This is a genomic window from Methylomonas methanica (genome assembly GCF_001644035.1).
In the GTDB taxonomy this organism is placed as follows: domain Bacteria; phylum Pseudomonadota; class Gammaproteobacteria; order Methylococcales; family Methylomonadaceae; genus Methylomonas; species Methylomonas methanica_A.
Genome location: NZ_LUUG01000090.1, coordinates 1 through 14,353, shown reverse-complemented (window position 1 = coordinate 14,353; position 14,353 = coordinate 1). Strand labels below are relative to the sequence as shown.

Here is a 14,353-nt window from a genome sequence, read left to right as displayed (position 1 = left end):
GGATTATGCCGAATCACCCGATTATTGCTCCCCTCTTTGACAAAGACGACTGCAAGGATGCAGAAGGTAGGTCAACGCATGGAGCAGTTGGCGAGGGGCTGGGGGAATTTTTTAATAAATCCTCCCTTGATCCCCTTTATGCCCTGTGGGTACTTTTTCAAAGGGGGAAGTTATTTGTAGCGGGATCCTACAAATTCAAGTCAGGACGGCACTTTCTCTCCGATAACCAGTCCCACCGGAAACTCCGCCAGCACTTGCGCGATGGACATATGCCAATGAGACTGCCGTTTCTGAGGCTTAATTACCTTCCCGGTGAAGACGCAGGTATATGCCTTATCCTGCTGATGAATAGGTAGTTCCACCGAGGTATTCCCCCAAAACTTTTCTCCCAGCGGAAGCCCATCCGCTTCGCCCAGTCGCCGCGCGAGCAAGCGCGGCGCCACGGTAATGACGATACGCTCACCGGCAAGGCGTGCATAGGCGCACAAATGAGCTGCATGCTCGCCCCTGACTGTCAGGGGCAAATAGCTTCCCTGTTGAAACACTTTCGGCCAACGTTTCCGCAGCGCTAGGGTTGACTGGACAATCAGCAATTTGGCACGGCCGTCTTCCAGCGTCTCACTTAGCGCCCTTACCCCTGCACTACGTTGAGGCGATTCCTGGGCAACAAGCGTCTGCAATGCATTCAGCATGGTTTGTCGGGAATCGAAATCCACCGGCCGTCGGTTGTCGGGGTCCACCAAGCTGAAATCCCAACATTCGCAACCTTGATAAATATCCGGCACCCCCGGCGCAGTGAGCTTGATCAACGTCTGCGATAGGCTGTTGAACAGCCCGAGCCGCGCGATCCGCCGCTGAAAAGGCTGAAAATCCTTCAGGAATGCACCCTCTGCCGGCGAATTGATCAGCGCTTCGGCAAATGCTGTTACCGCATCTTCATAGGCTCTGTTTGGGTTTATCCAACTGGTATATACCTTAGCTTCGCGCAAGGCCTTGACCAGATATTCCCTGACTCGAACAGCGAGTCGCGCCATTTCATTGGCGCCGGGTTCACCTAGCGGCCAAATCCCTAGCAAGGTCTGATAGATGAAATATTCATCGTTGAGAGTGGGAACCACCACACCATCCACCATGCATTTAAGACGTTGGTTGGCACGGCTCCAATGTCTTAGCGCTAACCGCCAAGCAGCCGGCATTTCAGATAACACATTAATACGTGCGCGCATATCTTCACTGCGTTTGGTGTCGTGGGAGGCAGTGGCTAACATGGAATGCGGACTTAGTTCGGCGCGCCGCTGATTGGCACGGTGAAATGCGCTGCGGGTCACACCGAATCGACGCGGGTCGCCACCGACTTCGTTCAGCGACAGCAAGCGGTGATAGATATAGGCGCCGGTATCCTCCAGTCCCTTTGCCATGACCGGACTAGTGAACTGCTGAAATTTCATGGAAAACGCCAGCACCTGCGCGGCATATGAAGGCGACTTGCCCTCTGCTGTAACCAGCGTGAGTACATCTCGCACAAAATCGAAAATGCTGGCGTCTGCTGTGGTGCTTCGACGTTTTGCCGCTAGGGCGGCCTGTTCTATGTTACAGAGATCTTCCTGGGTTACTTCGCGGGCACTGATGTAGCCACGATAAACCGGAAAGCAGGCAACGATTTCAGCCAATGCCGTGCGCAATCCGTTCAAAGTGTAATCGCAGGTATGGCGGTCGGCTTCGGCAATTTTCGATAGCAAATTGGCCAACACATTTAACTCTCCCGACAGCGCAGACTTCATGATCAGCTTCTTGGATCTGTAGAGCAGATTATCGAAATCGACATGCTCGCCGATGAAGCTGTGATATGCACGCTGCATGCGTTCCGCGGCGCTGGTATCGACAAATAGCCCGTTAAGCAGATTGGTAAATTCATAACCCGTCGTACCGTGCACCGGCCAACTGCCGCGTAAATCTTCGTCTACCGCCAGTATTTTTTCGACCACCAGATAAGGTGCGCGTCCGACATGGTTACAATGTTCGACCAACTTGCGAAAATAGGCTTCCGGATCGTACAAACCATCAGGATGGTCCAGACGCAAGCCATCCAGTTTGCAGTCCTGAACCAGCCGCAACAATAACTGATGGGTCGCATCGAAGACCTCGTCGTTCTCCATGCGCAAACCAGCCAGACCGTTGATGTCGAAAAACCGCCGATAATTAATCTCATCCGAGGCTACCCGCCAAAATGCCAGCCGGTATGCTTGCGCCTCGATCAATCGGTGGAGATGATCGAAGCTCGAAGGTTCTCCGGCCTTACCATTTAGGATGCGTAAGTTCTCTTCCAAAAACCGAGCAATCTCGGCGAAATGCGTGACGAGACCGGCGAGTTGCCGCTTATGCACCTCCTTGTCGCGCCGGCGCTCGAGCTGGCGTTCAAGGGATACTTCACTCCGAGCAGGAAGGTTATGGAACGCGGTCACTAGACTCTGGTATTCCGCCAATAACGGGTTGCCCTCCCCTAAGCATGCGCTCAAAACATCCATCCGAAAAGCCAGAATATTCGGATATTCCGCCGGATCCACCGGAAAATGGTGCTCGTAGTAATAAATGCCAAATTCACCATGATCCGCATCAAAGTGCAGTTGTAGTTCGGCATTTTCCAGCACCGCGCCATAATGATTGCCCAGCACCGGCAACAATACCTTGCCGTGCAGTTTAGCCTTTATCGGCGCCCAGTCGATATCGAAGAACCTTGCATGAACGGCTGTCTGACCGTTTTCCAGTACGTCCAGCCACCAAGCGTTATCGCCACCCTGCACGCCCATATGGTTTGGCACTATATCCATGATTTGGCCCATGTCGTGCTGAGCGAGCGTTTCGCAAAGTCGCTCAAATTCTTCGTCCGTGCCTATCTCCGGATTCAGCGCGTTGTGATCGATGATGTCGTAACCGTGCCGACTGCCTGGCCGCGCCTTCAGACAGGGTGAGGCATAAAGGTGGGAGACGCCCAGCGCGCTCAGGTAGGGAACGATTTCACGCGCGTGATTGAAAGTGAAGTCGCCGTTGAATTGCAGGCGATAGGTGGCCAATGGAATGCGCGGTTCAGGCGGCGGTGGCAAGTCGGTTTGTTGTATTTGTACCAACCCGCCTTGATCACGTTCGGACGAAGGATCTTCAACAAAGTATTTCACATCATGATCATTCATGTTTGCCCATCCTCAATGAATCAGGCGGCCTACATCCAGCGACGCAAACAGCAGTACACCGTCGTAACCCCGGTTGCGATTCTCCTGAAAATCCGCGACCGGCATCAGCCCAATGGCGGAAACACCTAATTCCAGCAAATGATCGAGAAGCCGCATGGCGACCACTAAGCTACCTCCGGCAGTGAATGTGCCCATATGCGGTTGATAAATGATGGTCTCATGACAGTCATCATCCTGCCGGTCAAAGGCCTTGCCATCGGAAAGCACGCTAGCTTCAAACGGCATGTCCTGCGCGCGTTTCATGTGATCTACGCCTGCTTCAGTAATACCAGCGAGCGTCCGCCCAACGGATAAACTTGCTCGGATTTGTAACGTGTAACATCCGGCGTACCAATTGCATCCCGCGTGTCGAGCAGCACTTCCCAATGCTCATGATCCTCGAATTGCGGCAACATAAATGCGATCTCCTCATGATAAGCATTCAGCAGCAGCAAGAGATTATTGTCCTGTAAACGCCGTCCGCGCCCGTCAGTTTCGATCAGTTTGCCGCCTTCAAAATAAAGGCCCAAACAATGCGAAGTTGCCTGATTCCAGTCGTCGTCTCTGGTTTCGGAGCCATCGAAATTGAGCCAGACGATATCTTTTATCTCGCCGCCGTAATGGGGGCTTCCCTGAAAAAAATACCGTCGCCGAAACAAGGGATGCTGGTTGCGCAAGCTGATGATACGCCTCGTGAATGCCAGCAAATCCTTGTCTTGTTTCTTCAGTTCCCATGACAGCCAGCTAATCGCGTTATCCTGACAATAGGCATTGTTATTACCCAACTGGGTACGCCCCATCTCGTCGCCTGCCTGCAGCATCGGAACCCCTTGTGAAAACAGCAGCGTTGCAAGTAGATTGCGCTTTTGCCGGGCGCGCAAGGCATTAATTTCAGGATCGTCGGTTTCGCCCTCGACGCCGCAATTCCAGGAATGGTTATTGTCGGTACCGGAATTGCCTTCTTGATTGGCCTCATTGTGCTTGTCGTTGTAGGTTACCAGGTCATGCAAGGTAAAGCCGTCGTGGGCAGTCAGGAAATTGATGCTGGCATGTGTCCGCCCACTGCGTTCGTAAAGGTCGCTTGACCCTGTCAAGCGTTGCGCCAGTTCCCCGATCAAGCCTTCGTCGCCTTTCCAGTAGGCACGAATACTATCGCGATACTTGTCGTTCCATTCCGACCAGCCCAACGGAAAGTTTCCCACTTGATAGCCGCCCTCGCCCATATCCCAGGGTTCGGCAATCAGCTTGATGGTACTCAGCACCGGATCCTGACGGATGGTATTGAAGAAGGTGCCAAGCTGGTTCACGTCGTGTAACTCTCTTGCCAGTGAGGACGCCAGATCGAAACGGAAGCCGTCCACATGCATTTCCTGCACCCAATAACGCAGGCTATCCATCATCAATTGCAGCACGCAGGATTGTTGCATGTCCAAGGTATTGCCGCAGCCGGTATAGTCCAAGTAAAAGCGTGGATTATCACCGGCCAGGCGATAGTAGGACGCATTGTCGATACCACGGAAGGACAGTGTCGGCCCCAGGTGATTGCCTTCGGCGGTATGGTTGTAAACCACATCCAGAATCACCTCGATACCGGCTTTATGCAGGGTCTTGACCATGGTTTTAAATTCACTGACCTGGCCGCTGGCCGAATAGCGGGAATCGGGCGCCAGAAAGCCTATGGAGTTATATCCCCAGTAATTGCGCACGCCACGTTCCACCAGATGGCGATCATCAAGAAAAGCATGCACCGGCATCAGTTCAACGGTCGTCACGCCTAGCCGTTGCAGGTGCTCGATGACGGGGTCCATCGCCAAGCCGGCATAAGTGCCGCGCAACTTGGGCAGAATATCGGGATGTTGCATGGTAAAGCCCTTGACGTGCAGCTCATAAATCACCATATCGCACCATTGAATATCGGGGGGATGATCATTCCCCCAGGCGAAGGCCTGATCGATCACCCGGCACTTCGGCATGACATTGGCATTGTCGCGACGACTAAAAGACAGATCATCGTCCTTGGCGCCTATCCGATAGCCGAAATGGGCGTCGCTCCAGAGCGGCGTCCCCACAATATCTTTTGCATAGGGCTCTATCAGCAGTTTGTTCGGATTGAACCTATGCCCCTGTTGCGGACGGTAAGGTCCATGAACCCGAAAACCATAAAGCAGCCCGGGTCTGGCCTCGGGTAGATAGCAGTGCCAGACTAAATCGCTACGTTCTTTGAGTTCGACGCGCTGGACTTCGTCCTTTCCCCTGACATCGAACAAACATAATTCGACTTTTTCGGCATGTTCAGAAAAAACAGCAAAATTCACCCCTTCACCATCCCAAAATGCACCGCGCGGATAGGGTCGCCCCGGCCATACTGCCGTTATTGTCTTAGCCATCTTGAGCCTCTGGCCAAAATTTTCCGCGCTGCACTGTATTGCTTATGGTCATGATTGCGCCCCATGGCATGGTATTTACAATCGCGATAGTATGCAGTTGAGCGGAATCACTACCCAATCAGGGCGGTTAGCAAGTTCGTTGCGAACGTCATACAGCGCTTTTTCAAGTATAAAAAGATCGAGTAGATCACATGGCAGTGCGTCCGATGTATCCTCTGAATTGCCCACTGCTTCACGGTAGGCCGTAAGGAAAACCCGGCATACCTCTGCTTCCCAGTTACGCACAATTGGCTCAAACTTTGCCCTATCCGTTGGCTGTTCTGCGCAGTGCGCGAGAGCGGTGTTGGCGACATAGTTAAAGGATCTCAGCATGTCCGCGACATCCCTCAATGGAGAGTGTTTAGATTGGCGACCGACGAAAGTGCAAGTAGGATCACCCTTAAAATCGGTAATCACGAAATCATTCTGGCAGAGTAAGACGTTCCCCAGATGATAATTGCCGTGGTAACGTGTCTTGACTAATTTAAGCGGTCCGCTAGGCGCTTTGAGACGTTCTTCAAGCGCATTACGCTGCGCGAACAATGTTTGGGCAAGCTCATTAACCGACGCCGCAAGCCCTGCCCCCCGAATTTTCAGAAAATCCAATGCCGTTTGCGCTTCGACTTTTCCATGGTGGATCCAGTTCGAGAGATCAGAATCGTTAACTGGCTCGGGATCAAAGGCTGAATCACCGGTTATTTGTCCTAGCGCGTTGTGTAACTCGCCAGTCCGCTGACCAAGCGTGCGTATCAAAATTAGATAGGCAGCATGTACTTGGTTTGCGGATTTGGGTGACTCATCTGCTGTCCGGCTTGCCTCAAGGAATCGCCCAAGATATTCCAAGGTATAATTCCAAAAGTCACCTTGATTTCTGACATAGCCCTGCAACAAAGCCAGTGTCATTTTTCGACCTTCGCTGTCCTCATACTCAACTAGGCCAAATACTGGGGCTATATTGGGAAATTTGACCACCTCGGTTAAATAACGCCCCACTTCGAACTCCGGGTGCATGCCGATTTCCAGATGCCGATAGCCTTTCAGAAAATATTGTTCAGCTAATACGAGGGTAGTATTACTACCCTGTAGGCCAAGTAATCTTATTGAAAGATTGGCGGATGCCTTGCCGAGTGAAACAAAAGCGTCGGTAGCTGAAAAACGGATTGTGCCTTTTGCACAAGTTAGCGTGTCTCGTGAACGAATGGCCTCTTCCAACGCTTGACAAAACCACTCGTCGGCAAAAGCATCAGCCAGTATGCCAATTTGAGCCTGTTGGCGTACTTTGGCCACCGTGGTCGGCAACATGGCGCGCAGGTGTTTCTCGTCGCCGTTTTCCCACGCCAGTGCCAGTGACAAAAAGCAGAAATAAGGCTCGCCTAAATCAGCTTCAACGCGGCACAATGCTATCAGCCACTTTTTACCATCACGCTCCCACTCGGCATAATCGTTAATCACCACACGTCGTACCCCATCGCCTTTAGCGCCGGACCAGTGTTGCGCGGCGACAAAATGCGGTAATACCTCTTCTTCGAGCTGATGACGGACTTTCTCGGCAATGGCACTACGCGAAGGTACAACTTTATCTTTGAAGAAACTGTTCCAACCATCGAACAACACCAGTGTCGGCAGTTCCTCAGATAGTAAGTGCTCATCATGCCAAGCTGGAGCCTCTTGGTCACTGGCCAATTGGAACCAATAATGATTGTGGCCGGGTAAGGTAAGGAGATAGGGTAATTCACCAATGGGCGGAAAAGACGCTCGCCCCATTAATTCCACGGGTACGCAACCCTTATAAGAAGAAAGATCAAGCTCAACTGCCTGAGCGGCACGGGACAGATTGGCCACGCACAAGATAATATCGTCTTGATATAGTCTGAAATAGGCGAGTATCTTGCGATTTCTGGGATGCAAAAAAACCAGTTTCCCACGACCAAATGCCTGATGGTTTTTGCGTAGCGCCAGCATACGCTGCATCCAGTTCAGCAACGAACCACGTTCACGTTGCTGCGCCTCTACATTGACTGACCCGAAACCATAGACCGGATCCATGATAGGTGGGAGATATAGGCGTTGCGGATCGGCGCGCGAGAACCCGGCATTACGGTCCGGACTCCATTGCATCGGCGTCCGTACACCATTGCGATCGCCCAGGAAGAAATTATCCCCCATGCCAATCTCATCGCCGTAATAGATGCTGGGTGAGCCCCGCATGGACAAAAGCAAGCTATTAATCAGCTTGATTTTGTCGATTTCGTTATCCATTAGCGGGGCCAGTCGACGCCGGATGCCGACATTGACGCGCGCGCGCGGATCACCAACATACATCTGATACATGTAGTCACGTTCTTTATCAGTGACCATTTCCAGGGTAAGCTCGTCGTGATTTCGCAGAAAAAGAGCCCATTGGCAGTTCTCCGGAATATCCGGGGTCTGCGATTTGATATCAACGATGGGATGACGATCTTCCTGAGCAATCGCCATGTACATCCGAGGCATGAGTGGAAAATGGTAGGCCATGTGACATTCATCGCCGTCACCAAAGTAGTCGCGCACATCCTCCGGCCACTGATTAACTTCGGCGAGAAAAACGCAGTGAGGGTAATGCGCATCAAGCACCGCGCGCATTTGTTTGATAACGGCGTGTGTTCCCGGCAGATTTTCGTTTAGGGTCCGCTCCTGCACGCACAGATAGGGAATTGCATCCAAACGCATGCCGTCAACGCCTAAATCCAGCCAAAAACGCATCAGTTTTATGACGGCTTTCACCACCAATGGATTATTGAAGTTGAGGTCCGGTTGATGGTGGAAGAAACGATGCCAGTAATAAGCATGGGCTTCTTCGTCCCAAGTCCAGTTCGATCTCTCGGTATCTTTGAAGATGATCCGCGTCTCGGGAAATTTTTGGTTGGAATCGCTCCAGACATAAAAATCCCGTTTACTTGAACCGGCTGGAGCCCGGCGCGCAGCCTGAAACCAAGGATGCTGGTCGGAGGTGTGATTGATGACCAGCTCAGTGATAATTTTGAGGCCGCGGCGGTGTGCTTCCTTTACGAACAGTTTGAAATCGGCCATGGTGCCGTATTCGGGATGGATATTACGATAATCAGAAATATCGTAACCGTCATCACGCATGGGAGACGGGTAGAAAGGGAGTAACCAAAGCGTGTTGACACCTAAGTCCTGAATATAATCGAGCTTCCGGATTAACCCGGGAAAATCGCCGGTGCCATTATTATCGCTGTCATAAAAAGCTTTGATATGCAGCTCGTAAATGACGGCATCTTTATACCAAAGCGGGTCTCCCATCCATTGCGTAATATCGACCTGTTGTTCTTTAATAGCTTTGGACTTTGTCTGGTTCATAGTTCTCTTCAGAAAGCTGTCAAAACGCTGTCGGTTAACTTGCACCGAAGGTATTTAAGGATATGCGTAGTCCCATGCGATGGTAGGCTTTCTGCTGGGATAATCTATTGTCTGATTAAACGTAAACATGCATTATTCCCGCGCTAAAATAGCTATGCATTCGTATGTCAGGATGTTCAGCTAAACTTCCGATAGCTCGAAGAACACTCTTTCAATCAACCATTCCCCACAAGCACCGTTTGACTCAATTCTTATAAACCGTCTTGGAAAAGCACGGTCATTGTTTGTAATGATTTGTTCTGTTCAGCAGATCGGAAGTTATTGCTACCCAGTAGCAAATATAGCCAGTGCCACAATTGTCATGCTCGCGGTCGCCAGCCAGCCGAACCCCCTTAGTCGACGACCTTGCGAACAAAAATAGTCACTGACCAACACCAACCCAGAGCGGCATTTTTCGATGCAATTTAATCTTGGAGGCCATATGTATCAACAATCTCATGCTGTAAATTTAAGATATCTTCGCGCATTCTTGCTGGTAATTCATCAGCCCCCTCAGTGGCTAAACAGTCATTTCTGGAAAAAATCAGTTCGACCAGTTCTGGTTTTGTATACTCGTTTTTACAAGCGTCATCATGAGATTCCTGCAATTTTGAAATAACATTATTAACAACGTCTCGGTTTTGGTCCTTGATATCTAGATGGTCTGCCAAATCATTTATTTGTTGAATAATTGTTTTCATAGCGATCCTCTATAGGTAACCCCCGGAATCTGCCGGATCAGCCTTGGGTCTTTCAAGTCTGTATTGTATTTATCGCTTTTAGCCAAATTTGTATGTGCGCTTACTAACATAAAGCCTGGACTTGAAAATTTCGCTATTAGCGTAATTGCATTGCCCAACTCTGCTCCACCTGTGGCGCGTGCAATCTCAATCATCGGCGAATACCATCGAGATTGGCCGTCATCGGGTGCGCAGCCTGATGAAGGACTCCCGCTCAAGCCGATCTGGAAACCCAAGTTCTTGCATACCACCGATAGCAACCACAACCTGCCGGTGTACGAGAGCGTGTTGGATCGCCACAAGCCGAGGCCAACCGAGTTTGGCTCTAGGACATTACTTACATACGGACCTTTAGCGGTTGGCTTTATCTGGCGGTGGTGTTGGATCTTTCTTCGCGCAAAATCGTCGGTTGGGTCATGGCACCCAACATGCCGACGGAACTGTTCTGCACAGCCTTGCAGATTGCCATCGCCCAACGCCGGCCGGCGCAGGGCCTAATCGAGCATTCCGACCGGTGCAGCCAGTACGCCAGTCACCAATTTCGGGCGTTACTGGCCCATCATGGTTTTCAAGACAGCAAGAGTCGTAAGGGCAACTGCTGGGACAATGCCGTGATGGAGCGATTCTTTCTGGATCTGAAAAAGGAGCGCGTCTGGCACCGCCTGTATGCCAACCATACAGAGGCCATCCGCGACGTGGCCGACTATATCGTCAATTTCTACAACAGCCGGCGCCTACATTCGTGATTGGGCTACCTACCACCCAATCGCTATGAAATTAAAATGGCAGAGCAACAATCTATTTTGGTGTCCCAAAAAAGTTGACCGCTACAATCGATATACCATCGTGCTGAAATATTTGAACGCCCAGGAATAAGCTATTAAGTTTTTGATTTTTACTATCTCATTCACAACTAAAAAGGAGGCTGCGTCGAAATCTTCTTGCAGACTCATATTAAAATAAATCGTCGAATGCTCCTCTATTAAAGCCTATCGGTCTATACGTAAAAATACGGATCAACAAATTGTTAGCAAAAGGATAAGCTTGTAACGATACGTTGATTTCGATGTCAATAATTTAGCCATTGAAGCTGTGACTAAACTTAGAATTGATTTACACAGAGACCCACTTAATCCTCACTTGTTGCTCCTCCAAAACTTTTATTTGAGTTCGCCTTTTGACAATCATTAACACACCCACCGTGATCGGCGTAGGCGCTTCTGCAGGTGGTCTGGAGGCGTTAGAACAATTTTTTAGTCATGTTTCGACACCGTGCTATGCAGCCTTTGTCGTCATTCAGCATCTTGATCCTAATCATAGAACCCATCTGCAAGAATTATTACAGCGCATCACGCCAATGAAAGTCACCCAGGCGGGTGATGGTATGAATATTAAACCCAACTGGATCTATGTGATTCCGCCCAACAAAGACCTTTCCATCCTGCACGGCAAATTGCATTTATTGGAGCCGGTTACCGCCCGAGGCGTAAGGTTGCCCATAGATTTTTTCTTTAAGGCGTTAGCAGCAGACCAGCATGAACGGGCTGTCGGCGTGATTCTCTCTGGGATGGGCTCAGATGGCAGCTTAGGTTTGCGCGCCATCAAAAAAAATGCCGGGTTGGCGTGTGCACAAACGCCCGAATCGGCTAAATTCGACACCATGCCGCGCACTGTCATCTCAGTCGGACTGGCCGATATTGTGGCTGAACCAGAAGCGCTTTGGGGGCAAATAGACGCTAATCTGCATCGCATTCCCTCTGACAGTACCCCTCTGAAGGACGCGCTAGCCAAGCATAAATTGCAAAGTAACTTAGAACAAATTGTATGTTTGTTGAGAGAGCGCACCGGGAATGATTTTTCCCTGTACAAGAAAAACACGCTCTATCGCCGCATCGAGCGCCGTATGGATGTGCACCAAATAGATGCCATCGCCAACTACGTACTTTATCTACGCGAAAATCCACAGGAACAAGATTTTTTATTTAAAGAGCTACTGATCGGCGTAACGCACTTTTTTCGTGATATTGCAGTTTGGGAGGCTTTAAAATCCACGGTCATCCCGAATTTATTGGCCCACTATCCAGCAGGTAAGGAATTGCGGGCTTGGGTACAGGGGTGTTCTACCGGCGAAGAAGCGTATTCAATCGCTATTGCGTTTAAAGAAGTATTGGAACAAAGTCAGCTTCAACACCGGTTTAAGTTACAAATATTTGCGACGGATATCGATCAGGATGCGATAGCAAAAGCACGGCGAGGTTTTTATCCCGCCACTATCAAGGCCAATGTATCGCCAGAGCGACTGGACCGCTTTTTTATCTTAGAAGACAAGGGCTATCGAATCAAAAAACAGATTCGGGATATGGTGGTTTTTGCCACGCAAAATGTCATTATGGACCCCCCCTTCACCAAACTCGACTTAATTAGCTGCCGAAATTTATTAATCTACTTCAGTGCGGATTTGCAAAAAAAACTAATCCCGTTATTCCATTTTGCGCTGGCTGAAAAGGGCGTTTTGCTGCTTGGTAACGCGGAAACCATCAATAATATGAACTCGCTATTTGCTACCATCGACAGCCGTCACAGGCTCTTCGAACGTATTGAACAAGCACCATCATCACAGCCTAACATCGATTTCCCTATCAAGTATTTCCCTGTTGTCTCTATGAACCAACAAGACATCTCAGCAGTAAAACCCAGTAATAGCCTGCAAAGCCTGATCGACCAGTTATTGTTGCAGCGTTTTGCACCGGCTGCGGTCGTGGTCAATGCCGAGGGAGACATCCTCCATATCAGTGGCCGAACCGGAAAATACCTGGAACCGACTGCGGGAAAAGCCAACTGGAATATTCATACCATGGCGCGAGATGGTCTCCGCCACGAGCTTGCGATAGCCTTACGAAAAGCACAATTACAAACTGAGGCGGTTTTCCTGCCCGGATTAACCATAGGAACGAACGGCGGCACACAAACATTCAGTCTTACTGTACAAGCGATTAGCCAACCAGAAGCACTACGCGGCAAAGTAATTGTCGTGTTTAACGATTTACCGACTGCCGTTAAGCACAGGCGTTCGCGTAAAACAGTGAATGCTGATCATGAGACATTGCTGGCTGCATTCAATCAAGCCCGAGAAGAACTGCAAACTTTGCGTGAAGAGCGGCAGACCTCGCAGGAAGAACTTAATTCCTCCAATGAAGAATTGCAATCCACCAACGAAGAGTTGCAATCCATCAACGAGGAACTGACCACTTCAAAAGAAGAATTGCAGTCTCTAAACGAGGAATTGCAAACGGTCAATGCGGAATTACAAGCCAAGGTGACTAACCAATCGTGGGTTAACAATGACTTGAACAACTTATTGGACAGCATGGATATCGCCACGGTATTTCTTGACAACTCCCTAAATATCCGACGCTTTACCAGTCATGCTACTCAGTTGTTCAAGTTTATGAATTGCGACGTGGGACGGCCCTTGTCGGATATCGTGACCGTCCTGGATTATCCGGAATTGCATCACGATGCCCAGGAAGTGATGCGAACTATGGTGTTAGTTGAAAAGCAGGTACAAACTCACGGCGGTAAGTACTTTAAAGCCCGCATCATGCCTTATCGGACTCATGATAACGTGATAGACGGGGCGGTCATCACCTTTATCGACATCACTGAAACCAAAATCCTGGAGTTGCAATTACGCGAAAACAATCCATGAGAGATAACTCTCGCCGATTACCTGAGGCAGAAGAAAGATAGGAAAATTTCGGCGGCGATTCTCGTCAGGGGTCATAGGCACCGCCTAAATGCGCAGGCCGAAGGTGTCGAGATTGAAGAGAAAATTAATTTTCTCAAAATACAGGGTTACGAATTTTATCGGGACTACTACAAAAGTTCCCGATGCCGAGAGGCATTTTTTTTATTGCGCTAACAGGTCTGTTAGCCAGTCAGTTGCGGGGGCACCATTCTTGAACGAACAAAGCGACAAAGTAATTCAGCCTGCGGAGCTACGCAAACGCGCGGAACAGGAGATGCAAGCCCTTTCGGACGAGATCATTGATCCGTGGTTGACCGACGAAAAAAGGCTGTTGCATGAATTGCAAGTCCATCAAATTGAATTGGAAATGCAAAACGAGACCTTGCATGAAGCACTAACGCAAACAGAGGAAGCGTGCCTTGCCTTAGAACGTGAACACCAGCGTTATTTTGAACTGTTCGATTTTGCGCCAATCGCCTATTTCAAGCTTGAACAGAATCAGCTTATTCGCAAAGCCAATATCTGCGCGGCCAATTTACTGGGTTCTGACCAATCTCAATTAGTTGATCAGGATTTTTCCATTTATATTCCCTCCGCCTATCGTCCCGTTTTTCATAAATTTCTAAGTAATATCTTTTTGAGTGGAATTCGGCAAAGCTGCGAACTAGCACTACAGGTGGGTGAGACCCAGTATTGGGTAACGATTGAAGCGATTGTCGATATCTCCAAAAAATCGTGTCTTATGGCAGTATCCGATATCAGCGGGCGCAAAAGAAACGAGGAACTGTTACGGTGCGTATTCTGATTAATTTG

At 49.7% G+C, this 14,353-nt stretch carries 7 protein-coding genes and 1 pseudogene; 3 read left to right on the top strand and 5 right to left on the bottom strand.

Going from position 1 to position 14,353, the window contains the following annotated elements; all coding sequences use genetic code 11:
- Positions 1 to 200: 200 nt before the first annotated feature.
- The 5 genes from treY to A1332_RS16460 form a co-directional block, all read right to left on the bottom strand.
- Positions 201 to 3,188, bottom strand: a complete 2,988-nt coding sequence (gene treY / locus A1332_RS16480; RefSeq protein WP_082879738.1) for a malto-oligosyltrehalose synthase — start codon at positions 3,186 to 3,188, stop codon at positions 201 to 203.
- A 12-nt stretch (positions 3,189 to 3,200) separates the two neighbouring features.
- Entirely contained in the window at positions 3,201 to 3,491 is a 291-nt protein-coding gene (locus A1332_RS16475) for a hypothetical protein (protein ID WP_064009533.1), read from the bottom strand.
- Positions 3,492 to 3,496: 5 nt separating this feature from the next.
- On the bottom strand, positions 3,497 to 5,614 hold the full coding sequence (gene glgX / locus A1332_RS16470; protein WP_064009532.1) for a glycogen debranching protein GlgX: 2,118 nt from the start codon (positions 5,612 to 5,614) through the stop codon (positions 3,497 to 3,499).
- A 75-nt stretch (positions 5,615 to 5,689) separates the two neighbouring features.
- Positions 5,690 to 9,013 (bottom strand): maltose alpha-D-glucosyltransferase, encoded by a 3,324-nt coding sequence (gene treS, locus A1332_RS16465; RefSeq protein WP_082879737.1) that lies wholly within the window; start codon positions 9,011 to 9,013, stop codon positions 5,690 to 5,692.
- A 464-nt stretch (positions 9,014 to 9,477) separates the two neighbouring features.
- Positions 9,478 to 9,753 carry a hypothetical protein gene (locus A1332_RS16460; RefSeq protein ID WP_064009531.1) on the bottom strand — a complete coding sequence of 92 codons (276 nt, stop codon included), beginning with the start codon at positions 9,751 to 9,753 and terminating at the stop codon, positions 9,478 to 9,480.
- A 211-nt stretch (positions 9,754 to 9,964) separates the two neighbouring features.
- Between A1332_RS16460 and A1332_RS16455 the strand changes: the two are divergent.
- From A1332_RS16455 to A1332_RS16445, 3 genes and pseudogenes are all read left to right on the top strand, one after another.
- Positions 9,965 to 10,538, top strand: a pseudogene (locus tag A1332_RS16455) (IS3 family transposase); the annotation flags it as partial.
- Positions 10,539 to 10,993: 455 nt separating this feature from the next.
- Positions 10,994 to 13,501, top strand: a complete 2,508-nt coding sequence (locus A1332_RS16450) for a CheR family methyltransferase (RefSeq protein WP_231890329.1) — start codon at positions 10,994 to 10,996, stop codon at positions 13,499 to 13,501.
- A gap of 250 nt (positions 13,502 to 13,751) precedes the next feature.
- Complete coding sequence (locus tag A1332_RS16445) at positions 13,752 to 14,345, top strand: PAS domain S-box protein (protein WP_064009530.1); 594 nt, start codon at positions 13,752 to 13,754, stop codon at positions 14,343 to 14,345.
- Positions 14,346 to 14,353: the final 8 nt, after the last annotated feature.

Excerpts from the sequence above, each read along its gene's own strand:
- treY (WP_082879738.1), bottom strand. The coding sequence starts at position 3,188 with ATGAATGATCATGATGTGAAATACTTTGTTGAAGATCCTTCGTCCGAA.
- A1332_RS16475 (WP_064009533.1), bottom strand. The coding sequence starts at position 3,491 with ATGAAACGCGCGCAGGACATGCCGTTTGAAGCTAGCGTGCTTTCCGAT.
- glgX (WP_064009532.1), bottom strand. The coding sequence starts at position 5,614 with ATGGCTAAGACAATAACGGCAGTATGGCCGGGGCGACCCTATCCGCGC.
- treS (WP_082879737.1), bottom strand. The coding sequence starts at position 9,013 with ATGAACCAGACAAAGTCCAAAGCTATTAAAGAACAACAGGTCGATATT.
- A1332_RS16460 (WP_064009531.1), bottom strand. The coding sequence starts at position 9,753 with ATGAAAACAATTATTCAACAAATAAATGATTTGGCAGACCATCTAGAT.